The following is a 25,758-nucleotide window of genomic DNA, read 5'->3' as shown; positions in this document are numbered from 1 at the left end:
ACGGCTGATGTGACTCATCAGGTTTCCTGCGCGCGGTAGGCCCCCGGCGTCAACCCCGTCCACTTCTTGAACGCCCGATGAAACGCCGATGGCTCGGAAAACCCGAGCTGCTCGGCAATTTCCTGCAATGACAAGTTCGCGCGTCCCAGATGGTAGATGGCGATGTCCCGCCGCAACTCATCCTTGAGCGCTTGAAAACTGCTGCCTTCTTCACGCAGATGCCGGCGCAGGGTCTGCGGGCTGATGTGCAGGTGTTGGGCAACGGCGTCCAGGTCCGGCCAGGGCGTGCGGTCACGGCTGAGCAGGCGGCGGATCTGGCTGCTCAAACTGTCGCCCTCATCGGGCCGCGACAGCAAGTCGGCGGGGGAGCGCTGCAGGAAATGCTTGAGGGTGCGCTCGTCCTGCAGCAGCGGCAGGCTCAAGTAACGGGCAGGAAACACCAGGCTGCTGTTCGGTGCGCCAAACACCTGTGGGCAGGGAAACAACAGGTCGTATTCGCTGGCGTGGGCCGGCATCGGGTAGCTGAACGTGGCCTGGTGCAGACGGATGCGCTGGCCGATCAACCAACTGCCGAGGCGATGCCAGATCACCAACAGGCATTCACTGAGAAAATGATCTGGGTCGCCTAGCTGTGAGTCGTCCAGGCTCAAGCGGGCCATTTCGCCTTCCCGTGTCAGATGCCAACGCGGACCTTGTGGGAATAGGCTATAAAACAATAAGCCGCGTTCCAGAGCCTTCTCCAGGGTGCGGCAATGGATCAGCGCGTGGCACATCATGGCGAACGTGCCGCGCTTGCTCGGCCCTTCGGCAAAGCCCAGGTACTCGTCGTCCAGCGCGAGCCAGAGCATTTGCAACAGCCGGGTAAATTGTTCCGGCGCGATGCGGGCGCGGGGTTCGGTCAACAGTTCCGGGGTGATGCCCACCTGCTGCAACAGACCCGAGTAGTCGTAGCCTGCCCGGCGCGCACCGCCGAGGGCCGCTCGGGCGTAGTGACTGGCGATGGTACGTTCACGCATGCAAGGGCCTCGTCCATGGAAGGGCGGATGGTAGCCATCGCCCGGTACTGCGACAAGGCGGATATCCGCCAAATTGTAGGACGAGATTCGATGAGTTGGCGGAAATCCGCCGCCTGACGGGCCGCAGTGAGGCACGGCTTAATCCCTCCAACCCTTATGTCTAAGGGGCTTCAGACCGTTTCAGAAAAGTGGCACGGCGTTTGCGATAAGTACTACAGCGCAGGCTTGGTCCTACAGGTCTCGCAAACAACAAATCCCTCCAGTGCAGGAGGGTTCGCAATTCAAGTGCCGTGGGCAATGGCGGATATTTGCCACACGGGACGATTGAGGAACTTTACAATGACGACTCGTCAGCCACTGTACAAATCCCTGTATTTCCAGGTGATCGTTGCCATCGTTATCGGTATTTTGCTCGGTCACTTTTACCCGCAGACCGGCGTGGCCCTCAAGCCGCTGGGTGACGGGTTTATCAAACTGATCAAAATGGTCATCGCCCCGATCATCTTCTGCACCGTTGTCAGCGGCATCGCCGGCATGCAGAGCATGAAATCGGTCGGCAAAACCGGCGGCTACGCGCTGCTGTACTTCGAAGTCGTGTCCTCCATCGCCCTGCTGATCGGCCTGTTCGTGGTGAACGTTGTGCAGCCGGGCGCCGGCATGCACATCGACGTGGCAACCCTGGACGCTTCGAAAGTCGCGGCCTACGTGACGGCCGGTGCGGACCAGAGCATCGTTGGCTTCCTGCTCAACGTGATCCCGAACACCATCGTCGGCGCATTCGCTAACGGTGACATCCTGCAAGTGCTGATGTTCTCGGTGATCTTCGGTTTCGCCCTGCATCGCCTGGGTGCCTACGGCAAGCCGGTGCTGGACTTCATCGATCGCTTCGCCCACGTGATGTTCAACATCATCAACATGATCATGAAGCTCGCGCCAATCGGTGCCCTCGGCGCCATGGCGTTCACCATCGGTGCCTACGGTGTCGGCTCGCTGGTGCAACTGGGCCAGTTGATGATCTGCTTCTACATCACCTGCGTCCTGTTCGTAGTCGTGGTGCTCGGCGCCATCTGCCGCGCGCACGGTTTCAGCGTGCTGAAACTGATCCGCTACATCCGTGAAGAGCTGCTGATCGTTCTGGGTACGTCCTCGTCTGAATCGGCACTGCCACGCATGCTGATCAAGATGGAGCGTCTGGGCGCGAAGAAATCCGTGGTTGGCCTGGTGATCCCGACCGGCTACTCGTTCAACCTCGACGGTACGTCGATCTACCTGACCATGGCTGCCGTGTTCATCGCCCAGGCGACTGACACGCACATGGACATCACCCACCAGATCACGTTGTTGCTGGTGCTGCTGCTGTCCTCCAAAGGCGCTGCAGGCGTGACCGGCAGTGGTTTCATCGTCCTCGCCGCGACCCTGTCGGCCGTAGGCCACCTGCCGGTTGCCGGCCTGGCGCTGATCCTGGGTATCGACCGCTTCATGTCCGAAGCCCGTGCGCTGACCAACCTGGTCGGTAACGCCGTGGCGACCCTGGTGGTAGCCAAGTGGGTCAACGAACTGGACGAAGACACGCTGCAAGTCGAGCTGGCTTCCGGTGGTCGTGGTATCTCCGACACCCGTGAAGAAGATGACCTGGGCGTGGCCGAAGGCCCTGCGCCGGTGATCAAGTAAGACGCTGATGGGGTGAACTGACGCCCACCGCAATCTGCAAACGCCCCGACTGGTTCGGGGCGTTTGCGTTTCTGCTCGGCCACTTTACGGATTTTTGGTTTACATTAAGCCCATGCTCCATCAAAGGCCCGGTGAAGATTCGTCTTCACAAGAGAGCCTCCTCAGCCTGAGCCAATCTGCGCGCACCCGAACCAGCGATACCTTTCGCGACAGATGGCTCGCCCCTAAAAGCAGAAAATAGGCGGGCGTGCCCAATGATTACCCTGAAACTCAACGGCCAAGACCATCAACTGGACGTCACCGAGGAGATGCCACTGTTGTGGGCGATCCGCGATGTGGCGGGCTACAACGGCACCAAATTCGGCTGCGGCATGGGCCTGTGCGGCGCATGCACCATTCATATCGACGGCGCGCCAGCGCGCAGTTGCATCACCCCGATCGGCGCGGTCAAGGGCCAGGCCGTCAGCACCATCGACAACCTGCACACCGACCCGATCGGCCAGGTCGTGCAGCAAGCCTGGCTGGACAGCGCCGTGGCCCAGTGCGGCTACTGCCAGGGCGGGCAAATCATGTCGGCCACCGCGCTGCTGAAAACCAACCCCAACCCCAGCGACGAGCAGATCGAAGAGGCGATGGTCGGCAATATCTGTCGGTGCGGCACCTACAACCGCATCAAGACCGCGATCCGCCAGGCTTCGACGCATCTGCAGGGGGCCAAGGCATGAGCCTCTTACCCGCTGATTTCGTCCTCAATAACCTCAGCCGCCGCGGTTTCCTGCAGGGCGTCGGCGCCACCGGCGCGCTGGTGATCGCCGCCAGTTGGGGCTTGCCCGAGGCGTTTGCCGCTGATGCCGTCAAGAAATATGGCGGCGATGCCATGCCCCATGGGCTGATCGATGACCCCAAGGTCTACGTCAGCATCGCCACCGACGGTACCGTGACGGTGATCTGCAACCGTTCGGAAATGGGCCAGGGCGTGCGTACCAGCCTGAGCCTGGTGGTCGCCGATGAGTTGGACGCCGATTGGGCCCATGTGCGGGTCCAGCAGGCGCCGGGCGACGAAGTGCGTTACGGCAACCAGGACACCGATGGCTCGCGCAGCATGCGCCACTGGTTCGAACCGATGCGGCGTTGCGGCGCGAGTGTGCGTGCGATGCTGGAACAGGCGGCTGCCGACCAGTGGAAAGTCCCGTTGGGCGAGTGCCGTGCGCAGTTGCATAAGGTCATCCACCAGCCCAGCGGTCGCGCCCTGGGCTATGGCGAATTGGCCGCCGCTGCCGGTGCATTGGCGGTGCTGGCGCGGGACACGCTGCGCCTCAAGCAGCCGTCGGAATTCCGCTACATCGGCAAAGAGGGCGTCAAGGCCATCGATGGTGCCGATATCGTCAACGGTCGCGCAGTCTACGGCGCGGACGTGCATTTCGACGGCATGCTCTATGCCACCATTGCACGGCCGCAGGTCTATGGCGGTAAGGTCAAATCCTTCGATGCCAGTGCGGCGTTGAAGGTGCCGGGGGTGATCAAGGTCCTCGAAATCGAAAGCCGCCCTCTGCCTTCGGAGTTCCAGCCGCTGGGCGGCGTGGCCGTGGTGGCGAGCAACACCTGGGCGGCGATCAAGGGCCGTGAAGCGCTGAGCATTGTCTGGGATGACGGCGTCAACGCCGGCTACAACTCCATCGATTACCGCAAGGATCTGGAAGCGGCCGCGCAGCAACCGGGCAAAGTGGTGCGCAACACCGGCACCCTCGACCAGGCCATGAGCGATGCCGACAGCACCCTCGAAGCCGCTTATTACCTGCCGCATCTGGCCCAGTCGCCGATGGAACCGATGGTTGCCATCGCCCGTTTCGACAAGGGCCAGTGCGACGCCTGGGCGCCAAGCCAGGCGCCGCAGGTGACCCGCGAGCGCGTTGCCGAGCGCCTGGGCCTGCCTTTCGATAACGTGACCATCAATGTCACGCTGCTGGGCGGCGGCTTCGGTCGCAAGTCCAAGCCGGACTTCGTGGTCGAGGCGGCCATCCTCGCCAAGGAGTTCCCTGGCAAGGCCGTGCGCGTGCAGTGGACCCGCGAAGATGATATCCACAACTCCTACTTCCACACGGTCTCCGCCGAGTACCTCAAGGCTGGCCTGAACAAGGACGGCCTGCCTTCTGCCTGGCTGCACCGCACCGTCGCGCCGAGCATCACTGCACTGTTTGCGCCGGGCATGAACCATGAGGCGGCGTTCGAGCTGGGCATGGGCTTTACCAACATGGCCTACGCGATTCCCAATGTGCGCCTGGAAAACCCCGAAGCTGCAGCTCACACCCGGGTTGGCTGGTATCGCTCGGTGTCGAACATCCCCCACGGCTTTGCGATTCAGAGCTTTGTCGATGAACTGGCGCACAAGGCCGGTCAGGACCCGTTGCAGTACCAACTCAAGCTACTCGGACCGGATCGTCAGATCGATCCGAAAACCCTGAGCGATGAGTGGAACTACGGCGAATCCCCGGAGCGCTACCCGATCGATACCGCCCGCCTGCGCGGGGTGCTGGAAACCGCCGCCAAGGCCGCCGGCTGGGGGCGCGCGCTGCCCAAGGGCCGAGGCCTGGGGCTGGCGGTGCATTACAGTTTCGTCACCTATGTGGCGGCGGTGATCGAGGTCGAAGTCAAAGGCGACGGCACGCTGATCGTACACAAGGCGGATATCGCCGTGGACTGCGGCCCGCAGATCAACCCGGAACGCATTCGCTCGCAATTCGAAGGCGCCTGCGTGATGGGCCTGGGCAACGCGGTATTGGGCGAGATCAGCTTCAAGGACGGCAAGGTCCAGCAGGATAACTTCCATATGTATGAAGTGGCGCGCATGTCCCTGGCGCCCAAGGTCGTTGCGGTACACCTGGTCACGCCACAGGGCGAGGTGCCGTTGGGGGGTGTCGGTGAGCCCGGCGTGCCGCCGATTGCGCCGGCGTTGTGTAATGCGATTTTTGCCGCCACCGGCAAGCGCATTCGTAGCCTGCCCGTGCGCTACCAACTGCAGGGTTGGCAGGAGACGAAGGCCTGATGGACAGTGTGGATCTGAATGTCCTGCGCAGCGTGCTCGAATGGCGCCGCGCGGGGCAGCGGGTGGTGTTGTACAGCGTGGTCCAGACCTGGGGCAGCGCGCCGCGTCCGCCTGGGGCCATGCTCGCCTTGCGCGGTGACGGGGTGGTGATTGGCTCGGTGTCCGGCGGCTGCATTGAAGATGACTTGATTGCGCGTTTGCAGGATGGTCGGTTGGCGGATGACGGGCCAGCGGTGCAGTTGGTGACCTACGGCGTGACGCGCGATGAAGCGGCGCGTTTTGGATTGCCGTGCGGTGGCACCCTGCGCCTGACCGAAGAGCGCGTGATGGAGTGGGAATGGGTGGCCGAGTTGCTGGCGCGCTGTGAAGCCCATGAAATCGTCGCTCGCGAGTTGGACCTGGCCACCGGCAATGTGCGCCTGAGCGCTGCGAGCAAGACCGACGTGGTGGCCTTCGACGGCGAGCGCTTGCGCGCCATCTATGGCCCGCGCTGGCGCCTGCTGTTGATCGGCGCCGGGCAGCTGTCACGCTATGTGGCGCAAATGGCGCGGTTGCTGGATTTCGAAGTGCTGATCTGCGACCCGCGTGACGAGTTCGTGTATGGCTGGGAAGAACAGCACGGCCGCTTTGTGCCCGGCATGCCTGATGACGCGGTGCTGAACATCCAGACCGACGAACGCACGGCTATCGTCTGCCTGACCCACGATCCGCGCCTGGACGATATGGCGTTGCTGACGGCATTGAACTCCAGCGCGTTCTATATCGGCGCGCTGGGTTCGCGGGTCAACACCCGTAAACGCCGGGAAAACCTGGCGGCGCTGGGGTTGTCTGCGCAGGCGATTGCGCGGCTGCATGGGCCGATCGGTTTGCATATCGGCAGCCATACACCCGCGGAGATTGCCCTGTCGTTGCTGGCGGAAATTGTCGCGATCAAGAACGGCGTGGCACCGCTGCAGAAAAAGCCGATGCCGGTGCAGGTTGAATGAGCGTCACTGTGATTGTGCTGGCGGCGGGGCAGGGCAGTCGTTTTCGCGCTGCAGCCGGGGCTGATCAGGATAAGTTGCTGGCTGATTGCGTGGGCCGTGACGCTGTGGTGCGGCCGGTGATCGAGCAGGTGTTGGTGAATTTGCCGGCGTGCGCTGTAAAGCGCGTGGTGGTGACCTCGCCCGATCGGCTTGAAGTTATTCGTCTGGCGCAGGCCCATGGTTGCGAGGTAGTGCAGCTGTGCTCGGCCGGAATGGGCGACAGCATTGCCGCGGCGGTCGCGGCCAGTGGTTCCAGCGATGGCTGGCTGGTGGTGCTGGGTGATATGCCGTTCATTCTGCCGTCCAGCATTGAACGGGTGTTGGAGCGCATAGACGGTATCAGCGTGCCGGTGCATGCCGGCCAGTATGGGCATCCGGTTGCGTTTGGACGAGCGTTCGGGCCGGCGTTGATGGCGTTGACGGGTGATCGCGGGGCCAAGCCACTATTTGCCCAGGGGGAAGTGCGTGAGATCCAGGTAAGCGATCCTGGCGTACTCTGGGATGTGGATCTGCCGCATCTGTTGGATTTCAAACCGCTCTGAAATGTGGGAGGGGGCTTGCCCCCTCCCACATTGAATCTTTGTTGGCATAAAAAAGCCCCGCCTGAGTGATCAGGCGGGGCTTTTTAGTGGCGGATGGAATCAGACGAGAGGTTTAGGCTCGTGCTCTTCTTCCAGGGCCTTTGGGTGATGCTCTGCCACTTCTTCAACGGAACTCGGGGTCTCGTCGACGATTGGGGCAGTGTGCTCGACCACTTCGGCGACAGCCGGTGCGGCAGCGGCAGCAGCGGCGGCAGCTTCGGCTTCCTTGCGACGACGGCGCACTTCACGTGGGTCGTTCGGCGCACGGCCGTTTTCGGTCAGGGCAATGGCCGGTGCGGCTTCAACCACCGGTGCGGCGGCTTCGGCAGCGACGGGTGCTTCAACCACTGGCGCAGGCTCGGCAACCGCTACCGGAGCGGCTTCAACCACTTCGGCTACCGGGGTTGGCGCTGCTTCTACCACAGGGGCGGGGGCGGGCGCTTCAACCGGGGTGGCAGGTTCGGCTGTCCACTGGAAGGCGGTCTGTTCTTCGCGAACTTCACGCACGGCTGGGGCGGCTTCTTCGACAACCGGTGCTTCTACAACGGCTTCAACCACTGGTTGTGGCTCAACCACCGGGGCAGGCTCCGCAGCAACTACTTCGGCTTCTGGTTGGGCTTCGCGAACCGGCGCAACTTCCACTTCCGCAACCACGGGGGCTTCGATCGGGGTAGTTGCTTCTACGACCGGTGCTTCAACCACTGGGGTCTCGGCGACTGGTGCCTCTACCGCAACGGTTTCTTCGACGGCGGCAGTGGCGCGTTCAGCCTGCTCGTGAGCCTGGGCTTCGGCAGGTGCGCTGATGACCGAGCTGGCAACGGCAGCCGTAACAGCCAGGCCGGCAGCCAGTTCGGCGCCAGTCGGTTCGCTGTTGGCGGCTTCTGCGTTCTCGCCGGCTTCTTCCGAACCTTCGATCACGTTGCCGTTGGCATCACGTTGACGCTCACGACGGTTGCTGCGACGACGCTGGCCACGGGAGCGGCGGCGTGGACGATCGCCTTCGGCGTTGTCCTGGCCGTCTTCGAGCAGTTGCTCTTCGCCGGTCAGCACTTCTTCGTCTTCTTCGCTGGCGCTAGCCGCCGGCTCGGTGCGTGGTTGACGTTCTTCACGCGGTGCGCGTGGTTGACGCTCTTCACGTGGCGCACGCTCTTCACGCGGCGGGCGAGCCGGGCGTTCTTCTGGGGTGGCAGCAGCAGTAGCAGCGGCAACGGCAGGCGCGGCGTCCAGCGGCTCGCGCAGTTCACGCACACGCTCTTCGCGCTCGCCACGTGGCTTGCGATCTTCACGCGGTGCACGTGGTGGGCGCGGTGCGCGCTCTTCACGCGGTGCGCGTTCTTCACGGGCTACTACGGCCGGGGTCTCTTCGCGGGCTTCGCGAGGCGCACGCTCTTCACGGGGTGCGCGCTCTTCACGCGGGGCACGTTCTTCGCGCGGCTTGCGCTCTTCGTCACGGCGACCGTTGCGGTTACGGCTCTGCTGGCGACCGTTGCGACGCTCTTCGTTACGCGCCGGGCGCTCGGTGGCAGGTTTTTCAACCACAACCGGTGCCGCAGGCTCTTCCTTGCTGGCGAACAGGCTGACCAGCGACTTCACCAGGCCCTTGAACAGGCTTGGCTCAGGCAGCGCGGCCGGGGCGGCAACCGGGGCCGCGACTTCAACCGGAACCGGTGCGTTGGCACGCGCCGGAGCGGTCTTCACGGCGGCTTCCTGGCGAACCAGGGTGCGGGTCGCGGCGGCTGGCTGGACTTCTTCCACTTCGGCAGCGGCAGCGGCGATTTCGTAGCTGGACTGGCCGCTGTGGGCTTCCGGGCTGTCATCACGCAGGCGCTGCACTTCGAAGTGCGGCGTTTCCAGGTGATCGTTCGGCAGGATGACGATACGGGCACGGGTGCGCAGTTCGATCTTGGTGATCGAGTTGCGTTTTTCGTTGAGCAGGAACGCGGCAACCGGGATCGGCACTTGCGCGCGGACTTCGGCGGTGCGGTCTTTCAGGGCTTCTTCTTCGATCAGGCGCAGGATCGCCAGGGACAGCGATTCAACGTCACGGATGATGCCGGTGCCGTTGCAACGTGGGCAAACAATGCCGCTGCTTTCGCCCAGGGACGGACGCAGGCGCTGACGGGACATTTCCAGCAGGCCGAAGCGCGAGATGCGGCCGACTTGCACACGGGCACGGTCGGCTTCCAGGCATTCGCGGACTTTTTCTTCCACGGCGCGCTGGTTCTTGGCGGGGGTCATGTCGATGAAGTCGATCACGATCAGGCCGCCGATATCACGCAGGCGCAACTGGCGGGCGATTTCTTCAGCCGCTTCCAGGTTGGTCTGCAGGGCGGTTTCTTCGATGTCGCTACCTTTCGTGGCACGCGCCGAGTTGATGTCGATGGACACCAGGGCTTCGGTCGGGTCGATCACGATGGAGCCGCCGGAAGGCAGTTCGACCACGCGCTGGAAGGCGGTCTCGATCTGGCTTTCGATCTGGAAACGGTTGAACAGCGGAACGCTGTCTTCGTACAGCTTGATCTTGCTGGCGTACTGCGGCATCACCTGGCGGATGAAGGTCAGGGCTTCGTCCTGGGCTTCGACGCTGTCGATCAGCACTTCGCCGATGTCCTGGCGCAGGTAATCGCGGATGGCGCGGATGATCACGTTGCTTTCCTGGTAGATCAGGAACGGCGCGGAACGATCCAGGGACGCTTCTTTGATAGCGGTCCACAGTTGCAGCAGGTAGTCGAGGTCCCACTGCATTTCTTCGCTGCTGCGGCCCAGGCCGGCAGTGCGCACGATCAGGCCCATGTCGGCTGGAGCGACCAGGCCGTTCAGCGCTTCACGCAGTTCGTTGCGCTCTTCACCTTCGATGCGACGGGAAATGCCGCCGGCACGTGGGTTGTTCGGCATCAGCACCAGGTAACGACCGGCCAGGCTGATGAAGGTGGTCAGGGCGGCGCCCTTGTTGCCACGTTCTTCTTTTTCTACCTGAACGATGACTTCCTGGCCTTCGCTCAGGACGTCCTTGATGTTCACGCGGCCTTCGGGGGCTTTCTTGAAGTATTCGCGGGAGATTTCTTTGAGGGGCAGGAAGCCATGGCGCTCGGAGCCGAAATCGACAAAGGCAGCCTCAAGGCTTGGTTCGATGCGAGTAATACGGCCTTTATAGATGTTGGCCTTCTTCTGCTCGCGTGCACCGGATTCGATGTCCAGGTCGTAGAGGCGTTGGCCATCTACCAGCGCAACACGCAACTCTTCGGGTTGAGTTGCGTTAATCAGCATTCTTTTCATGTTGTACCGTCGGTTTCCGGGCTGCCGGAAACGGCGTTCGGCACACACGACTTCTCACGGTCGGTGTCAGGTGCGTCAAGAGTGGTTGGCCACTCCAGTGTCCAGCAATAACCGGCAAATTGGGCTGGTATCGCGACGGACGCGTCCTGCTTGTTAGCGGTGGTGACAAAAGCACCACTTCAACAAAAGCTAAGGTCAGGAGGAGGAATCAACCGGCGACTGTGGACGAGATGAAGCGTCTATATATAAGCCTAATGCTACACGGTCCGACGGTTGTGCATCTCCACCCTACACGTATCCCTGATAATTCGGGTGCTGCCGCGCGCAGAATCCGCAGCGGGTTGGCATTTACCGTGTGCTCCAATGGGGAGTACACGCTCATGGCTAAACAAGACCAAGTGTGGGCGACTGCGCTCTCACTCAGCTCTTAACAGGCTTTGTTTCCGAAGCATTCGCCATGGTGTGTCCCAAGACTGACTGCACTTTGTGAACTGGCCGTAAATATCGGCGCAAAATGCGAGTATTCACTCTGCTTTCTGCGCTCGCTTCAGGCCTCATGTCACCTGCGCTTGTTACAATCTCGAGCTTTCCACGGTGACGAAAGCCCCGTAGGACGGCCTCGCGTCCTGATGAATTGCGATGGTCAGGGCCGGCAGTTTGCCGCAAGTCCTCTGTCCAGGCCGCTTTTGGCGGCGTTCGCGACTATAGCAGTAATGATTAAGTGCTTCAATTCCATAAAAAATTGTTATCATCGCCGACATGACGACTACCGCCCCCCAGACCCCCAGCGTCCAGCTGCTCGAGGTCTCGCCGGAATATGCCGGCCAACGCATCGACAATTTTCTCCTGGCCAGGCTCAAAGGCGTGCCCAAGACCTTGATCTACCGCATTTTGCGTAAAGGCGAAGTGCGCGTGAACAAGGGTCGCATCAAGCCCGAGTACAAGCTGCAGGCGGGCGATATCGTCCGGGTGCCGCCGGTGCGCGTGCCTGAGCGCGACGAACCTGTGCCGCTGGCCCAGGGCCTGTTGCAGCGCCTTGAAGCGTCGATTGTCTACGAAGACAGCAAGCTGATCGTGATCAACAAGCCCTGCGGCATTGCGGTTCACGGCGGCAGCGGCCTGAGTTTCGGCGTGATCGAAGCCTTTCGTCAGTTGCGTCCGGATGCCAAGGAGCTGGAGCTGGTTCACCGCCTCGACCGCGACACCTCCGGCCTGCTCATGATCGCCAAGAAGCGCAGCATGTTGCGCCACCTGCACACCGCCCTGCGCGGCGATGGCGTGGACAAACGCTACATGGCGCTGGTGCGCGGCAACTGGGCCAGTTCGATCAAGAGCGTCCGCGCGCCGTTGCAGAAGAGCAATCTGCGCTCCGGCGAACGCATGGTCGAAGTGGACGAAGAAGGCAAAGAAGCCCTGACCCTGTTCAAGGTGCTGCGCCGCTTCGGCGACTTCGCCACCTTGGTCGAGGCCAAGCCGGTCACCGGGCGCACTCACCAGATTCGCGTCCACACCCTGCATGCGGGCCACTGCATTGCCGGCGACACCAAGTACGGCGACGAGGCGTTCTCCAAGGAGATTCGCGACCTGGGCGGCAAGCGCCTGTTCCTGCACGCCTACATGCTCACCGTACCGCTGCCCGATGGTGGCGAATTGAAATTGCAGGCGCCGGTCGATGAAATGTGGGCCAAGACCGTGGAGCGCTTGAGTGTCGCACCTTGACTACAAGCTGCTGATTTTCGATTGGGACGGCACGCTGTGTGATTCCATTGGCCGGATTGTCGAGGCGATGCACATGGCTTCGACCCGTTCGGGCTATGAGCTCTGCAGCGACCTGGCAGTCAAGGGCATTATCGGCCTGGGGTTGCCCGAGGCGATTCGCACCTTGTACCCGGAAATCGCTGACGATGAATTGGTCGCGTTCCGCGAGCATTACGCCGATCACTACATCGCCCTGGAGGCTGAGCCTTCACCGCTGTTTGACGGTGTGGTGCAGTCCCTGGAAACATTCCGTGCCGAGGGTTATCACCTGGCGGTCGCCACCGGCAAGGCCCGTCGCGGTCTGGATCGGGTGCTCAAGGCTCACGGCTGGGAAGACTACTTCGACATCACCCGCGCAGCGGATGAAACCGCCAGCAAGCCCCATCCGCTGATGCTCGAGCAGATACTCGCCCATTGTGGCGTGTCGCCACGCCAGGCGCTGATGGTGGGCGATGCTTCCTTCGACCTGATGATGGCTCGCAACGCTGGCATGGACAGCGTGGCGGTCAGCTATGGCGCCCAGGCTGCCGAGGCGTTGCAGCAATACGAGCCCAGGCTGACGATCGATCATTTTTCTGAATTGCAGGCCTGGCTTGGCCGGGCCCACTGAGTCTTTGCTGGGGTAGATCATGAGTGATGAGTGGAAAGCGCCCGAAAAGGCTGACAGCGGCGATGACAAGAGTTGGAAGCTGCTGGAGAAGACCCTCCTGGCCAGCGTGCAGGAGCAGCGTCGTTCGCGGCGCTGGGGGATTTTCTTCAAGCTGCTGACCTTTGTTTACCTGCTTGGCATGCTGGCGCTGTTCAGCCCGCTGATGGACATGGAAAAAACCGCGACCCGTGGCCCCAACTACACCGCCCTGATCGAAGTGCGCGGGGTGATCGCCGATAAGGAATCCGCCAGTGCCGACAACATCGTCAGCAGTCTGCGCGCCGCGTTTGAAGACTCCAAGGTCAAGGGCGTGATCCTGCGCATCAACAGCCCAGGCGGCAGCCCGGTGCAGTCGGGCTACGTGTATGACGAGATTCGCCGCCTGCGCGCATTGCACCCGCAGACCAAGCTGTACGCGGTGATCTCCGACCTGGGCGCCTCGGGTGCGTATTACATTGCCAGTGCTGCTGACCAGATCTACGCCGACAAGGCCAGCCTGGTCGGTTCCATCGGTGTGACGGCGGCCGGTTACGGCTTTGTCGGCACGATGGAGAAGCTGGGTGTGGAGCGTCGCACCTACACCTCGGGCGAGCATAAGTCGTTTCTCGACCCGTTCCAGCCGCAAAAGGCCGATGAAACCCAGTTCTGGCAGGGTGTGCTCGACACCACTCATCGCCAGTTCATCGCCAGCGTCAAGCAGGGGCGTGGGGATCGTCTGAAGGATAAAGATCATCCAGAGCTGTTCTCTGGGCTGGTTTGGTCTGGGGAGCAGGCCTTGCCGCTCGGCTTGATCGATGGCCTGGGCAGTGCCAGTTCGGTGGCGCGGGACGTGATTGGTGAGAAAGAGCTGGTGGACTTCACCGTTGAGGAATCGCCGTTTGACCGTTTCTCCAAGAAGCTCGGCGCCAGCGTGGCTGAGAAGTTGGCCCTGTACATGGGCTTCCAGGGTCCGGCCCTGCGCTGAAATCTCAAGGTCTGTGTAGATAAATATGGGAGGGGGCTTGCCCCCCCGATAGCAGTGGATCAGTCAGCTTATCTGTAGCTGACCCGCCGCAATCGGGGGCAAGCCCCCTCCCACATTTGGTTTTGCGCTGTATTTAAGGGATTTGCACGCCTTCGGCCTGCAGCATGTCCACCAGGCGGATCAGCGGCAAGCCCACCAGGCTGGTCGCGTCCGGGCCTTCGGTGCTTTGAAACAGGCTCACACCCAGCCCTTCGGCCTTGAAGCTGCCCGCGCAGTCATACGGCTGCTCGATCCGCAGGTAGCGTTCGACCTGCTCCACGTCCAGCCTGCGCATGTGGACGGTAAACGGTACGCAGTCCACCTGGCAGTGCCCGGTCTCGCTGTTCAGCAGCGCCAGCCCGGTGAGGAAGCTGACACGCTTGCCGCTGGCTGCCAGCAGTTGCTCGCGGGCGTTCTCGAAGGTGTGGGGTTTGCCGATGATTCGGCCTTCCAGTGCGGCCACCTGGTCAGAGCCGATGATCAGGTGCCCTGGATAGCTGGCGGCGAGGGCGCGGGCTTTCTCTTCGGCCAGGCGCTTGACCAGTTCGACGGCTGACTCATTTGCGCGGTGGCTTTCGTCGATGGCTGGCGAGCTGCAGATGAACGGCAAGTGCAGGCGGCCCAGCAATTCCCGGCGATAAATCGAACTGGATGCGAGTAATAAAGGCAGCATGGGCGTCTCCTCGGGGCGGCTGGGGATTCTAGCGGGGCGACCGGCTGACGCCCAGGGCTGAATTTCCTTTGACATGGCTGGGGGCATCCCTATAATGCTGCGCCTATGTTGAATGACCCGATTCCACCTCACGTTGACCCGCGCAAATTGGCTGATCGTGGCACTTCCCTTCAAGGTGAATTGCTGCTGGCCGATTTGAAGAGACTCTGCGACCCGCTTTCCGACACTGTCGGTACGGTGCAGGCTAAATTCGTTTTTGAACGAGATGAACGTAAATCTGTGGTTATTCACAGCTTTATCGACACCGAGGTCAAAATGGTTTGCCAGCGTTGTCTTGAGCTGGTCACCCTGCCGATCCACAGCGAATGCAGTTACGCTGTGGTAAAGGAGGGTGCGAATACCCAGTCGTTGCCGAAAGGTTATGACGTGCTGGAACTGGGCGAAGATCCTTTGGATCTGCATGCACTGATCGAGGAGGAGCTTTTGCTCGCCTTGCCCATTGTGCCTGCTCATCATCCGGAAGAATGCCAGCAGCCGGCGGGCCTCGATGACGAGTCCGAACCGAGCGAGGACGAGGTAACGCGGTCCAACCCGTTCAGTGTATTGGCGCAGTTAAAGCGTGACCCAAACGTTTAGGAGTTAATCAATTATGGCTGTTCAGCAGAACAAAAAATCCCGCTCTGCCCGTGACATGCGTCGTTCGCACGACGCCCTGACGGCGAGCACTCTGTCTGTAGAAAAAACCACCGGTGAAATTCACCTGCGTCACCACGTATCGCCAGAAGGCGTATACCGTGGCCGTAAAGTGATCGACAAAGGCGCTGACGAGTAATCACTTGTCTGCTCAAGTCATCGCGATTGACGCAATGGGCGGGGACTTCGGTCCCCGCAGCATTGTTCAGGCCTGCATTGCCAGCCTGTCTGCCACGCCCTCGCTACACCTGACCCTCGTCGGTCAACCTTCCCTTCTTGAAGAACTGATTGCCAGCCATCCGGCGGTGGATTGCGCGCGCCTGACGATTACGCCAGCCAGCGAAGCCATCGGCATGGATGAAAAACCGTCGGCCGCCTTGCGTGGCAAGCCTGATTCTTCAATGCGGATCGCCCTTGAGCTGTTGCGTGATGGCAAGGTGCAAGCCTGTGTCAGCGCCGGCAATACGGGCGCGCTGATGGCGTTGTCACGGCATGTGCTCAAGACCTTGCCGGGGATCGACCGGCCGGCGATGGTCGCAGCGATACCGACGCAGGCAGGCTATTGCCAGTTGCTGGACCTGGGCGCGAATGTCGATTGCAGCGCCGAGCATCTGTTCCAGTTCGCGGTGATGGGTTCGGTGGCTGCCGAAGCGCTGGGTGTGGCCCGTCCGCGGGTGGCCTTGCTGAATATCGGCACCGAAGACATCAAGGGCAACCAGCAGGTCAAGCTCGCCGCCGCTTTGCTGCAAGGTGCGCGGGGTTTGAACTACGTCGGCTTTGTCGAGGGTGACGGTTTGTATCGCGGCGAGGCGGATGTGGTGGTGTGTGACGGATTTGTCGGCAATATCCTGCTTAAATCCAGCGAAGGCCTGGCAACCATGATTGCCTCGCGGATTGAGACTTTGTTCAAGCGCAACCTGGCCACACGTGTGGTCGGCGCGCTGGCGCTGCCGCTGATGCGCCGCCTGCAGGCGGACCTGGCACCGGCGCGGCATAATGGCGCGAGCTTTCTCGGCTTGCAGGGCATCGTGGTGAAAAGCCATGGTTCAGCGGGCGTGGAAGGCTTTCAGAGCGCGATTGCCCGGGCCTTGATCGAGATCCAGGAAAACCTGCCGCAACGCTTGCACGGCCGCCTGGAGGACTTGTTGCCTTAGGCGAATCGGCCCGGAAATGCTTAAATGTGACCGGCCGGTTCAATTGACCATCCAATCTGTCAGTTTCGTGCGCTCCCATCGTAGGAGCGCCAATATCCGACGACCAGATCATTAGGGGCTTGTTACATGTCTACATCCCTCGCATTCGTCTTTCCAGGGCAGGGTTCGCAGTCCCTCGGCATGTTGGCCGAGCTGGGCGCGCACTATCCGCTGATCCTGGAAACCTTCAAGGAAGCTTCCGATGCCCTGGGTTACGACCTGTGGGCACTGACCCAGCAGGGGCCGGAAGAGCAACTCAATCAAACCGATAAAACCCAGCCGGCCATCCTCACCGCTTCGATTGCCCTGTGGCGCTTGTGGCTGGCGGAAGGTGGTGCGCGTCCGGCCTTCGTGGCCGGTCACAGCCTGGGCGAATACAGCGCCCTGGTCGCCGCCGGTAGCCTGACCCTCGCTGAAGCGGTCAAGCTGGTCGAGCGTCGTGGCCAGTTGATGCAGGAAGCGGTTCCGGCCGGGCAGGGCGGTATGGCCGCTATTCTCGGCCTGGATGATGCCGTGGTGATCGAGGCCTGTGCCGAAGCGGCCCAGGGCGAAGTGGTCAGCGCGGTGAACTTCAACTCGCCAGGCCAGGTGGTGATTGCCGGTGCCAAGGCCGCTGTTGAGCGCGCCATCGAAGGCTGCAAGGCCCGTGGCGCCAAGCGTGCCTTGCCGTTGCCGGTGAGCGTGCCGTCGCACTGCGAACTGATGCGCCCGGCGGCCGAGCGTTTTGCCGAGTCCATCGCGGCCATCAACTGGCAGGCGCCGCAGATCCCGCTGGTGCAGAACGTCAGCGCGGCAGTTGCAGCGGATCTCGACACCCTCAAGCGCGACCTGCTGGAGCAGCTCTACAAGCCGGTGCGCTGGGTTGAATCGGTACAGACCCTGGCCGCCAACGGCGCCACCGAGCTGGTCGAGTGCGGCCCGGGCAAAGTCCTGGCCGGCCTGAACAAGCGCTGCGCTGAAGGCGTGTCGACCGCCAACCTCAATACCCCGGATGCCTTCGCTGCCGCTCGCGCGGCACTGGCCTGATCCCCAAACTTAGGAGAAGCCTGCATGAGTCTGCAAGGTAAAGTTGCACTGGTTACCGGCGCAAGTCGTGGCATTGGCCAGGCGATTGCCCTGGAGCTGGGCCGTCAGGGCGCCACCGTGATCGGCACTGCCACTTCCGCCTCGGGCGCCGAGCGTATCGCCGCGACCCTGAAGGAAAACGGCGTGCAAGGCACCGGCCTTGAGCTGAATGTGACCAGTGATGAGTCCGTGGCTGCCGTACTGGCCGAGATCACCGCACAGTTCGGCGCGCCGGCGATTCTGGTGAATAACGCCGGTATCACCCGCGATAACCTGATGATGCGGATGAAAGACGACGAGTGGCATGACGTGGTCGACACCAACCTGAACAGTCTGTTTCGCCTGTCCAAGGGCGTTTTGCGCGGCATGACCAAGGCGCGTTGGGGCCGAATTATCAATATTGGCTCCGTAGTGGGTGCCATGGGCAACGCAGGCCAAGTAAACTACGCCGCGGCGAAGGCCGGTCTGGAAGGTTTCAGCCGCGCATTAGCGCGTGAAGTCGGCTCGCGGTCGATTACGGTCAACTCGGTGGCCCCAGGGTTCATCGACACCGATATGACCCGCGAACTGCCGGAAGCACAGCGTGAAGCCTTGCTGACGCAGATTCCGCTGGGCCGTCTGGGCCAGGCTCAAGAGATCGCGAATGTGGTCACTTTCCTGGCATCCGACGGTGCGGCATACGTGACTGGGGCTACAATCCCGGTTAACGGCGGGATGTACATGAGTTAAATTGTGACGGATCGCTTCAAAAAAATGTCATACGAGCTGTCTAAAATCCGTTATAAAGCTGCAACTTAATTTATAGGCGGGTGGCCGACCGGGTACTGGGTGAACCTTTCAGTTGAAAAGCTGAAATGGCTTTCTATACACTTACCCACTGGCCAGCTGCCTGAATTTGTCCATTAGGAGTGAAAACAAGGTATGAGCACCATCGAAGAGCGCGTCAAGAAAATCGTTGCCGAGCAACTGGGCGTTAAAGAAGAAGAAGTGGTCAACACTGCTTCCTTCGTTGAAGACCTGGGTGCCGACTCCCTTGACACCGTTGAGCTGGTGATGGCTCTGGAAGAGGAATTCGAGACCGAAATCCCGGACGAAGAAGCTGAAAAAATCACTACTGTTCAAGCTGCAATCGACTACGTTACTAACCACCAGGCGTAATAGTTTGTAGTCGTCGCTTGCTGTCAGGGAAAACCGCACTGCTGTAAAGGCGTGCGGTTTTTTCTTTAGCTCTGATGAAAAGTGATTCTGAAGCAAAGTGTCGTCATTAGAAAAAGGAGAGTGCTGTGTCGCGTAGACGCGTCGTAGTCACCGGTATGGGTATGTTGTCGCCACTGGGCACAGATGTGTCGAGCAGTTGGCAGGGCATTCTGGCTGGCCGCAGTGGTATCGGTCTGATCGAACACACGGACCTTTCTGCCTATTCCACCCGTTTTGGCGGCTCGGTAAAGGGGTTCAATGTCGAGGAATACCTCTCGATCAAAGAGTCCCGCAAACTCGACCTGTTCATTCAATACGGCCTGGCAGCCGGTTTTCAGGCAGTGCGTGACGCTGGCCTGGAAGTCACCGACGCCAACCGTGAGCGCATCGGCGTGGCCATGGGGTCGGGTATTGGTGGTTTGACCAATATCGAAGAGACCAGCCGCACGTTGCACGAGTCCGGTCCCCGTCGAATTTCACCGTTCTTCGTGCCGGGTTCGATCATCAATATGATTTCCGGTTTCCTGTCCATCCATCTTGGCGCACAGGGACCTAACTACGCGATTGCCACCGCTTGCACCACAGGTACTCATTGCATCGGCATGGCCGCGCGCAACATTGCCTATGACGAAGCGGACGTGATGATCGCCGGTGGCGCCGAAATGGCGGCCTGTGGCCTGGGCATGGGCGGTTTCGGCGCGTCACGTGCGCTGTCGACCCGCAACGACGAGCCCGCTCGCGCCAGCCGTCCGTGGGACAAAGGTCGTGACGGTTTCGTCCTGGCCGACGGCGCCGGCGCCCTGGTGCTGGAAGAGCTGGAACACGCCAAGGCACGTGGTGCGACGATCTACGCCGAGCTGATCGGTTTTGGCATGAGTGGCGACGCCTACCACATGACTTCGCCACCGTCCGACGGTGCCGGCGCCGCACGTTGCATTACCAACGCCCTGCGCGATGCGAAGATCAGTCCGGACCGGGTGCAGTACATCAACGCCCACGGTACTTCGACGGCGACCGGCGACCTGGCGGAAGCCGAAGCGGTCAAGTCGGTATTCGGCGAGCACGCCTACAAGCTGGCGGTCAGCTCCACCAAGTCCATGACCGGCCACCTGTTGGGTGCGGCGGGCGCGGTCGAAGCGATCTTCAGCATACTGGCCATCAAGGATCAGGTCGCTCCGCCGACCATCAACCTCGATGAGCCGGATGAAGGCTGCGACTTGAACTTCGTGCCTCACGAAGCGCAGAAAATGCCGATCGACGTGGTGTTGTCCAACTCGTTCGGTTTCGGTGGTACCAACGGTTCCCTGGTGTTCCGCCGGTTCGCCGAGTAATGCTCAGCTGGGTCGACGGTCAGCCAGCGGACAGCGTGCCCCTGAAAGATCGCGGCCTGGCGTATGGCGATGGCCTGTTCGAAACCATCGCCGTCAAGGCCGGGCAACCCGTGTTGCTCGACCGCCACCTGCAACGCCTGGCTGAAGGTTGCAGGCGGTTGGCATTGGTTGCGGACCACGCATTGGTCCGCAGCGAAGTGCTCGCTTACGCCACCGCCCTCGGCGACGGCGTACTCAAGTTGATCCTCACCCGTGGCAATAGCCTGCGTGGTTATGGCATCAACCCCGGCGCCCCGGTGCGCCGTATCCTGCAGGGCAGTCCGCCTGCTGCTTATCCCCTGGCCCATGGCACCGACGGTATCCGCCTGTTTCCGTGCGCCACCCGTTTGTCCGAGCAGCCGCTGCTGGCCGGTCTCAAACATCTCAATCGCCTCGAACAAGTGATCGCGCGCGCCGAGTGGCAAGATGCCGAGCATGCCGAAGGTTTGATGCTGGATATGTCCGGGCGCGTCATCGAAGGCGTGTTCAGCAACCTGTTCCTGGTGCGCAACGGCGTGTTGCTGACCGCCGATCTGAATCGTTGCGGCGTGGCCGGGGTCATGCGTGCCGAGATCCTGGCCCAGGCGCAGGCGCTCGGCACCCCGGTAGTCGTGGCCGATATCAGCCTTGAGCAGTTGCAGTCGGCCGACGAGGTTTTTGTCTGCAACAGCGTTTATGGCATTTGGCCGGTGTGCGGCTGCGCTGCGATGAGCTGGCCGGTTGGGCCGCTCACCCGTAAACTGCAGGGCATTGTTCGCGCGCTATTGGATATTTGAGTTGATACGAAAACTGTTGTTACTGCTGCTGATCGGTCTGTTCGCGGCGGCGTTGCTATTGGGGGTTTCGGCCTGGAAGCTTGACTCAGCCCTGAAGCAGCCCTTGCACCTGACCGAGGAGCAACTGCTCGACGTCCCGGCCGGCGCCACGCCGACCGGCACCTTCAATCGCCTGGAAGCCGACGGTGTGCTCGACGGCGCCTTCTGGTTGCGTCTGTACTGGCGCTTCAACCTCGAAGGCCAGCCGTTGCACAGCGGCGAATACCGCCTCACCCCCGGCCTCACCGCCCAAGGCTTGATCGGCTTGTGGCAGCGTGGCGAAGTGGTGCAATACAGCCTGACCCTGGTGGAAGGCTGGAATTTCCGCCAGGTGCGCGCGGCGCTGGCCAAGCATGAAAAGATCGTGCAAAGCCTTGCCGGCCTGAGTGACAGCGAAGTGATGGACAAACTCGGCCACCCAGGGGTTTTCCCCGAGGGCCGGTTCTTCCCCGATACCTATCGCTTTGTGCGCGGCATGACCGATGTCGAGTTCCTCAAGAAAGCCTACAACCGCCTGGACGACGTACTCGCCCAGGAGTGGAGCAAACGCGCCGCCGACGCGCCGTACACCGACCCGTACCAAGCCCTGATCATGGCCTCCCTGGTGGAGAAAGAGACCGGTGTGCCGGAGGAACGGGGGCAGATCGCCGGGGTATTCGTGCGACGCATGAAGATCGGCATGCTGCTGCAGACCGATCCGACGGTGATCTACGGCCTGGGCGAGCGCTACAACGGCAAGCTGACGCGCGCCCATCTCAAGGAAGCCAACCCCTACAACACCTACATGGTTGCCGGGCTCCCGCCGACACCCATCGCGATGGTCGGCCGCGAGGCGATTCATGCGGCGCTGAACCCGGTGCCGGGCAGCAGCCTGTATTTCGTTGCACGGGGCGATGGCAGCCATATTTTCTCGGATGACCTGGATGCGCATAATGCCGCCGTGCGTGAGTTCCAGCTCAAGCGTCGCGCCGATTACCGTTCCAGCCCGGCGCCGCAGGTGAAACCGTTGGAAGACGCCACGCCGGCGAACGACGCACCTGCCGAACCCGCCGCCCCCGCCGAGCCTGCGCCGGACGCCGCCGCACCGCAAAGCCCGCAATGACTCTGACTAAGGACTGCCTGTGACTGGCTTGTTTATTACCCTGGAAGGCCCGGAAGGCGCCGGCAAAAGTACCAACCGCGATTACCTGGCCGAGCGTTTGCGCACCGAGGGTATTGAGGTGGTGCTGACCCGCGAGCCCGGCGGTACGCCGTTGGCCGAGCGCATTCGTGAAGTGCTGCTGGCCCCGGGTGAAGAACAGATGAATCCGGACGCCGAGCTGCTGCTGGTGTTCGCCGCCCGCGCCCAGCATCTGGCCGAAGTGATTCGTCCGGCCCTGGCCCGTGGTGCCGTGGTGATTTGTGATCGTTTCACCGATTCCACCTATGCCTACCAAGGCGGCGGCCGCGGCCTGTCCCAGGCGCGCATTGCCACCCTGGAAACCTTCGTCCAGGGCGATTTGCGCCCCGACCTGACCCTGGTGTTCGACCTGCCGGTGGAAGTCGGCCTGGCCCGCGCCAGTGCGCGTGGCCGCCTGGACCGCTTCGAACTGGAAGGCCAGGCGTTTTTCAACGCCGTGCGCAGCGCGTTTCTCGCCCGGGCGAAGGCCGAGCCGGCGCGTTACTACCTGCTGGACGCGGCCCAGCCGCTGGCCCAGGTGCAGCACGCCATCGATGCGCTGCTACCCACATTGCTGGAGCGTGCCCGTGGCTGAAGCCTACCCCTGGCAGGACAGTCTCTGGCAGCAACTGGCCGGCCGTGCCCAGCACGCCCACGCCTACTTGTTGCACGGCCCGGCGGGTATCGGTAAACGCGCACTCGCCGAACGCCTGATGGCCAGCCTGCTGTGCCAACGCCCGGTCAACCTGGAAGCCTGCGGCGCGTGCAAATCCTGCCTGCTGCTCAAGGCCGGGAGCCACCCGGACAACTACCTGCTGGAACCCGAGGAAGCGGACAAGGCGATCAAGGTCGACCAGGTGCGTGATCTCGTCAGCTTCGTGGTGCAGACCGCGCAGATGGGCGGGCGCAAGGTCATACTGATCGAACCCGTGGAGGCGATGAACATCAACGCCGCCAACGCCTTGCTCAAAAGCCTCGAAGAGCCTTCCGGCGATACCGTGCTGTTGCTGGTCAGCCACCAGTCCAGCCGCTTGTTGCCGACCATTCGCAGCCGTTGCGTGCAGCAGGCGTGCCCGTTGCCCAGCGAAGCGATGAGCCTGCAGTGGCTGGAGCAAGCGCTGCCGGACTGCTCCGCAGCCGAGCGCGTCGAGTTGCTGACCCTGGCCGCGGGCTCACCCCTGGCCGCCGTGAAGCTGCAAGCCCAGGGCGTGCGCGAGCAACGTGCGCTGGTGGTGGACGGGGTGAAAAAGCTGCTCAAGCAAGAGCTGTCTGCCAGCCAGTTGGCCGAAGCCGCCTGGAAGGACATCCCCTTACTGCTGCTGTTCGACTGGTTCTGCGACTGGTCGAGCTTGATCCTGCGCTACCAGTTGACCCAGGATGAAAATGGCCTGGGCCTGCCGGACATGCGCAAGGTCGTGCAATACCTCGCGCAGAAAAGCGCGCAGGACAAGGTGCTGAATATCCAGGACTGGATTCTCGCCCAGCGCCAGAAGGTGCTCGGCAAGGCCAACCTCAACCGCGTGCTGTTGCTCGAAGCGCTGCTGGTGCAGTGGGTCGGTTTGCTCGGCCGGCGTTAATTTCCGTGGCCGACGGGTGTATCGTCGGCCAGACCCTTCCCGTGATTGAAGTTGTCATTTCCTATGCTCGTAGATTCCCATTGCCACCTTGATCGCCTCGACCTCGCCCAACACGGCGGTTCCCTCGACGCCGCCCTGGAAGCGGCCCGCCAGCGTGGGGTCGGGCACTTCCTGTGTATCGGCGTCAGCGCCGACAATGCGGCCGACGTCAAAGCCCTCGCGGATCGCTATGCGGACGTGGATTGCTCGGTGGGTATCCACCCGCTGGACCTCAAGCCCGGCGAAGCCCCGGCCCTCGACTGGTTGCTCGGCGAACTCAACCACCCACGGGTGGTGGCGATTGGTGAAACCGGCCTGGACTATCACTACGAGCCCGAAGCCGCGCAATTGCAGCAGGCGTCGTTCCGCCTGCACCTGCAAGCCGCCGAGCAGACCGGCAAACCGGTCATCGTCCACACCCGCGGCGCCCGCGCCGACACCCTGAGCCTGCTGCGCGAAGCCGCATTGCCCCAGGCCGGTGTGCTGCATTGCTTCACCGAAGACTGGGACATGGCCAAGGCGGCCCTCGACTTGGGGTTCTACATTTCCCTGTCGGGCATCGTCACCTTCCGCAATGCCGACGCCCTGCGTGACGTGGCGCGACAAGTGCCGGCCGACCGGCTGCTGGTGGAAACCGACTCGCCGTACCTGGCGCCGATTCCCCATCGCGGCAAGCCGAACCTGCCGGAGTATGTGCGCGATGTGGCGGATTATCTGGCGATGCTGCGCGGTGAATCCTACGAGCGCTTTGCCGAGCAGACCACCGAGAACTTCAAGCGCCTGTTCCCGCTGGCTCACGTCGCCGTTTAACGCGGCCAAAACGCAGGCAAAAAAAACCCGGGTTCTGGGGGGGGGAATCCGGGTTAAGACCATTAGGAGTAAAACAAGGGCACACAGTCCGTCGGTACCCAGATCGACGCTTCACTTGGGGGAGATGTCGCGCCGACAGTTGAAGTATTGATCAGTATCCGATTCAGTCCAGTCGCGTCTGGTCGTTTTTTAAACAGATTTGGAATACGCGCGCTTCGCTTGAGTTCTCATTGCGCGGATGTACAGGCGTAGACGTTATGTATTATTTCTGACTGATCGCCATGAATTCGTTGGCGCGCTGAAAGTAATGTGTATAACGGGTTCACATAGGCGTTGCCCAACGATCGTTCAGTCGGGATAATCCCTCGCACCGGGTAAATCGTACCGCCACGTATCCTTGGCCCTGCGCAACCCTCCCTATACCGACCTCTGCAGACCTTTTCCTCATGCAAAAAGAACCCCGTAAGGTCCGTGAGTTTCGCCGCCGCGAGCAGGAAATTCTCGATACCGCCCTCAAGTTGTTCCTCGAACAAGGTGAAGACAGCGTTACCGTCGAGATGATTGCGGATGCCGTAGGTATCGGCAAAGGCACCATCTACAAGCACTTCAAGTCCAAGGCCGAGATCTACCTGCGCCTGATGCTCGACTACGAGCGCGACCTGAACGAGCTGCTGCATTCGGCCGATGTGGACAAGGACAAGGAAGCTCTGTCGCGGGCTTACTTCGAGTTCCGCATGCGTGACCCGCAGCGCTACCGCCTGTTCGACCGCCTGGAAGAGAAGGTGGTCAAGGGCCATCAGGTGCCGGAAATGGTCGAGGAGTTGCACAAGATCCGCGCCTCGAACTTCGAGCGCCTGACCCTGCTGATCAAGGGCCGCATCAGCGAAGGCAAGCTGGAAGACGTGCCGCCGTATTTCCACTACTGCGCCGCCTGGGCGTTGGTGCATGGCGCCGTGGCGCTGTACCACTCGCCGTTCTGGAGCAATGTATTGGAAGATCAGGAAGGCTTCTTCCAGTTCCTGATGGACATCGGCGTGCGCATGGGCAACAAGCGCAAGCACAGCAGCGAGCTGCCACCCGTTGACGCTGCACCTGCTGGCACACCTGCCGCGTAATGATTTGCTGCCAGGTGCAGTAACCCAGGA

At 61.8% G+C, this 25,758-nt stretch carries 24 protein-coding genes; 21 read left to right on the top strand and 3 right to left on the bottom strand.

Going from position 1 to position 25,758, the window contains the following annotated elements:
* Positions 1–17: 17 nt before the first annotated feature.
* Positions 18–1,016, bottom strand: coding sequence for an AraC family transcriptional regulator (locus tag J2Y83_RS21815; RefSeq protein ID WP_253398179.1), 999 nt, complete (start codon positions 1,014–1,016; stop codon positions 18–20).
* A gap of 339 nt (positions 1,017–1,355) precedes the next feature.
* Here J2Y83_RS21815 and J2Y83_RS21810 point away from each other — a divergent pair, with 339 nt between their 5' ends.
* From J2Y83_RS21810 to J2Y83_RS21790, 5 genes are all read left to right on the top strand, one after another.
* Positions 1,356–2,687, top strand: a complete 1,332-nt coding sequence (locus J2Y83_RS21810) for a dicarboxylate/amino acid:cation symporter (protein WP_253398177.1) — start codon at positions 1,356–1,358, stop codon at positions 2,685–2,687.
* A gap of 254 nt (positions 2,688–2,941) precedes the next feature.
* Positions 2,942–3,412 carry a (2Fe-2S)-binding protein gene (locus J2Y83_RS21805; RefSeq protein WP_247395888.1) on the top strand — a complete coding sequence of 157 codons (471 nt, stop codon included), beginning with the start codon at positions 2,942–2,944 and terminating at the stop codon, positions 3,410–3,412.
* On the top strand, positions 3,409–5,730 hold the full coding sequence (locus J2Y83_RS21800; protein ID WP_253398175.1) for a xanthine dehydrogenase family protein molybdopterin-binding subunit: 2,322 nt from the start codon (positions 3,409–3,411) through the stop codon (positions 5,728–5,730). The genes J2Y83_RS21805 and J2Y83_RS21800 overlap by 4 nt, the downstream gene beginning before the upstream one ends.
* Complete coding sequence (locus J2Y83_RS21795) at positions 5,730–6,716, top strand: XdhC family protein (RefSeq protein WP_253398173.1); 987 nt, start codon at positions 5,730–5,732, stop codon at positions 6,714–6,716. The genes J2Y83_RS21800 and J2Y83_RS21795 overlap by 1 nt, the downstream gene beginning before the upstream one ends.
* Positions 6,713–7,297, top strand: a complete 585-nt coding sequence (locus J2Y83_RS21790) for a nucleotidyltransferase family protein (protein WP_253398170.1) — start codon at positions 6,713–6,715, stop codon at positions 7,295–7,297. The genes J2Y83_RS21795 and J2Y83_RS21790 overlap by 4 nt, the downstream gene beginning before the upstream one ends.
* Before the next feature lie 99 nt (positions 7,298–7,396).
* Here J2Y83_RS21790 and rne read toward each other — a convergent pair whose 3' ends face one another.
* On the bottom strand, positions 7,397–10,603 hold the full coding sequence (rne, locus tag J2Y83_RS21785) for a ribonuclease E (RefSeq protein ID WP_253398169.1): 3,207 nt from the start codon (positions 10,601–10,603) through the stop codon (positions 7,397–7,399).
* 768 nt (positions 10,604–11,371) lie between these two features.
* On the opposite strand from rne, the gene rluC reads away from it, so the two are divergent.
* From rluC to J2Y83_RS21770, 3 genes are read left to right on the top strand one after another with little or no spacing between them, the layout of a single operon-like run.
* Complete coding sequence (gene rluC, locus J2Y83_RS21780) at positions 11,372–12,331, top strand: 23S rRNA pseudouridine(955/2504/2580) synthase RluC (RefSeq protein ID WP_247405324.1); 960 nt, start codon at positions 11,372–11,374, stop codon at positions 12,329–12,331.
* On the top strand, positions 12,318–12,980 hold the full coding sequence (locus J2Y83_RS21775; RefSeq protein ID WP_247405328.1) for an HAD-IA family hydrolase: 663 nt from the start codon (positions 12,318–12,320) through the stop codon (positions 12,978–12,980). Before rluC ends, J2Y83_RS21775 begins: the two co-directional genes overlap by 14 nt.
* Positions 12,981–12,999: 19 nt before the next feature.
* Positions 13,000–13,983 (top strand): S49 family peptidase, encoded by a 984-nt coding sequence (locus tag J2Y83_RS21770; protein ID WP_247405331.1) that lies wholly within the window; start codon positions 13,000–13,002, stop codon positions 13,981–13,983.
* Between the two features lie 133 nt (positions 13,984–14,116).
* On the opposite strand, the gene J2Y83_RS21765 is transcribed toward J2Y83_RS21770, so the two are convergent.
* A complete protein-coding gene (locus J2Y83_RS21765; RefSeq protein ID WP_253398167.1) occupies positions 14,117–14,695 on the bottom strand; it encodes a Maf family protein in 579 nt (192 codons plus the stop codon).
* Positions 14,696–14,800: 105 nt separating this feature from the next.
* Between J2Y83_RS21765 and J2Y83_RS21760 the strand changes: the two genes are divergently transcribed.
* From J2Y83_RS21760 to J2Y83_RS21700, 13 genes are all read left to right on the top strand, one after another.
* On the top strand, positions 14,801–15,331 hold the full coding sequence (locus J2Y83_RS21760) for a YceD family protein (protein ID WP_247405338.1): 531 nt from the start codon (positions 14,801–14,803) through the stop codon (positions 15,329–15,331).
* Between the two features lie 13 nt (positions 15,332–15,344).
* On the top strand, positions 15,345–15,527 hold the full coding sequence (gene rpmF / locus J2Y83_RS21755) for a 50S ribosomal protein L32 (RefSeq protein WP_008152339.1): 183 nt from the start codon (positions 15,345–15,347) through the stop codon (positions 15,525–15,527).
* 4 nt (positions 15,528–15,531) lie between these two features.
* Complete coding sequence (gene plsX / locus J2Y83_RS21750) at positions 15,532–16,542, top strand: phosphate acyltransferase PlsX (protein ID WP_253398165.1); 1,011 nt, start codon at positions 15,532–15,534, stop codon at positions 16,540–16,542.
* 126 nt (positions 16,543–16,668) lie between these two features.
* Positions 16,669–17,607 carry an ACP S-malonyltransferase gene (fabD, locus tag J2Y83_RS21745; RefSeq protein WP_253398163.1) on the top strand — a complete coding sequence of 313 codons (939 nt, stop codon included), beginning with the start codon at positions 16,669–16,671 and terminating at the stop codon, positions 17,605–17,607.
* A gap of 24 nt (positions 17,608–17,631) precedes the next feature.
* A complete protein-coding gene (gene fabG, locus J2Y83_RS21740) occupies positions 17,632–18,375 on the top strand; it encodes a 3-oxoacyl-ACP reductase FabG (protein WP_253398161.1) in 744 nt (247 codons plus the stop codon).
* Positions 18,376–18,567: 192 nt separating this feature from the next.
* A complete protein-coding gene (gene acpP, locus J2Y83_RS21735; protein ID WP_003442511.1) occupies positions 18,568–18,804 on the top strand; it encodes an acyl carrier protein in 237 nt (78 codons plus the stop codon).
* Positions 18,805–18,929: 125 nt separating this feature from the next.
* A complete protein-coding gene (gene fabF / locus J2Y83_RS21730; protein WP_253398159.1) occupies positions 18,930–20,174 on the top strand; it encodes a beta-ketoacyl-ACP synthase II in 1,245 nt (414 codons plus the stop codon).
* Positions 20,174–20,989, top strand: a complete 816-nt coding sequence (gene pabC / locus J2Y83_RS21725) for an aminodeoxychorismate lyase (RefSeq protein WP_253398157.1) — start codon at positions 20,174–20,176, stop codon at positions 20,987–20,989. Before fabF ends, pabC begins: the two co-directional genes overlap by 1 nt.
* A 1-nt stretch (position 20,990) precedes the next feature.
* Positions 20,991–22,130 carry an endolytic transglycosylase MltG gene (mltG, locus tag J2Y83_RS21720; protein WP_253398155.1) on the top strand — a complete coding sequence of 380 codons (1,140 nt, stop codon included), beginning with the start codon at positions 20,991–20,993 and terminating at the stop codon, positions 22,128–22,130.
* Positions 22,131–22,149: 19 nt separating this feature from the next.
* Positions 22,150–22,782: a dTMP kinase gene (gene tmk / locus J2Y83_RS21715; protein WP_253398153.1), complete on the top strand. Its 633-nt coding sequence runs from the start codon at positions 22,150–22,152 to the stop codon at positions 22,780–22,782.
* Positions 22,775–23,764 carry a DNA polymerase III subunit delta' gene (locus tag J2Y83_RS21710; RefSeq protein ID WP_253398150.1) on the top strand — a complete coding sequence of 330 codons (990 nt, stop codon included), beginning with the start codon at positions 22,775–22,777 and terminating at the stop codon, positions 23,762–23,764. Before tmk ends, J2Y83_RS21710 begins: the two co-directional genes overlap by 8 nt.
* Positions 23,765–23,827: 63 nt before the next feature.
* Positions 23,828–24,613: a TatD family hydrolase gene (locus tag J2Y83_RS21705; RefSeq protein ID WP_247405608.1), complete on the top strand. Its 786-nt coding sequence runs from the start codon at positions 23,828–23,830 to the stop codon at positions 24,611–24,613.
* Positions 24,614–25,059: 446 nt separating this feature from the next.
* Positions 25,060–25,728, top strand: a complete 669-nt coding sequence (locus tag J2Y83_RS21700; protein ID WP_046382372.1) for a TetR/AcrR family transcriptional regulator — start codon at positions 25,060–25,062, stop codon at positions 25,726–25,728.
* Positions 25,729–25,758: the final 30 nt, after the last annotated feature.

Source organism: Pseudomonas marginalis (assembly GCF_024169655.1).
Taxonomy (GTDB): domain Bacteria; phylum Pseudomonadota; class Gammaproteobacteria; order Pseudomonadales; family Pseudomonadaceae; genus Aquipseudomonas; species Aquipseudomonas paraveronii.
This window is presented reverse-complemented; position numbering and strand designations above follow the sequence as displayed.

What these genes read in the sequence shown, in the direction of transcription:
- J2Y83_RS21770 (WP_247405331.1), top strand. Translation starts at nt 13,000, where the DNA reads ATGAGTGATGAGTGGAAAGCGCCCGAAAAGGCTGACAGCGGCGATGAC.
- pabC (WP_253398157.1), top strand. Translation starts at nt 20,174, where the DNA reads ATGCTCAGCTGGGTCGACGGTCAGCCAGCGGACAGCGTGCCCCTGAAA.
- J2Y83_RS21790 (WP_253398170.1), top strand. Translation starts at nt 6,713, where the DNA reads ATGAGCGTCACTGTGATTGTGCTGGCGGCGGGGCAGGGCAGTCGTTTT.
- J2Y83_RS21810 (WP_253398177.1), top strand. Translation starts at nt 1,356, where the DNA reads ATGACGACTCGTCAGCCACTGTACAAATCCCTGTATTTCCAGGTGATC.
- J2Y83_RS21815 (WP_253398179.1), bottom strand. Translation starts at nt 1,016, where the DNA reads ATGCGTGAACGTACCATCGCCAGTCACTACGCCCGAGCGGCCCTCGGC.
- fabG (WP_253398161.1), top strand. Translation starts at nt 17,632, where the DNA reads ATGAGTCTGCAAGGTAAAGTTGCACTGGTTACCGGCGCAAGTCGTGGC.
- rluC (WP_247405324.1), top strand. Translation starts at nt 11,372, where the DNA reads ATGACGACTACCGCCCCCCAGACCCCCAGCGTCCAGCTGCTCGAGGTC.
- rpmF (WP_008152339.1), top strand. Translation starts at nt 15,345, where the DNA reads ATGGCTGTTCAGCAGAACAAAAAATCCCGCTCTGCCCGTGACATGCGT.
- J2Y83_RS21705 (WP_247405608.1), top strand. Translation starts at nt 23,828, where the DNA reads ATGCTCGTAGATTCCCATTGCCACCTTGATCGCCTCGACCTCGCCCAA.
- J2Y83_RS21805 (WP_247395888.1), top strand. Translation starts at nt 2,942, where the DNA reads ATGATTACCCTGAAACTCAACGGCCAAGACCATCAACTGGACGTCACC.
- J2Y83_RS21700 (WP_046382372.1), top strand. Translation starts at nt 25,060, where the DNA reads ATGCAAAAAGAACCCCGTAAGGTCCGTGAGTTTCGCCGCCGCGAGCAG.
- J2Y83_RS21800 (WP_253398175.1), top strand. Translation starts at nt 3,409, where the DNA reads ATGAGCCTCTTACCCGCTGATTTCGTCCTCAATAACCTCAGCCGCCGC.
- J2Y83_RS21765 (WP_253398167.1), bottom strand. Translation starts at nt 14,695, where the DNA reads ATGCTGCCTTTATTACTCGCATCCAGTTCGATTTATCGCCGGGAATTG.
- acpP (WP_003442511.1), top strand. Translation starts at nt 18,568, where the DNA reads ATGAGCACCATCGAAGAGCGCGTCAAGAAAATCGTTGCCGAGCAACTG.
- J2Y83_RS21760 (WP_247405338.1), top strand. Translation starts at nt 14,801, where the DNA reads ATGTTGAATGACCCGATTCCACCTCACGTTGACCCGCGCAAATTGGCT.
- J2Y83_RS21795 (WP_253398173.1), top strand. Translation starts at nt 5,730, where the DNA reads ATGGACAGTGTGGATCTGAATGTCCTGCGCAGCGTGCTCGAATGGCGC.
- fabD (WP_253398163.1), top strand. Translation starts at nt 16,669, where the DNA reads ATGTCTACATCCCTCGCATTCGTCTTTCCAGGGCAGGGTTCGCAGTCC.
- rne (WP_253398169.1), bottom strand. Translation starts at nt 10,603, where the DNA reads ATGCTGATTAACGCAACTCAACCCGAAGAGTTGCGTGTTGCGCTGGTA.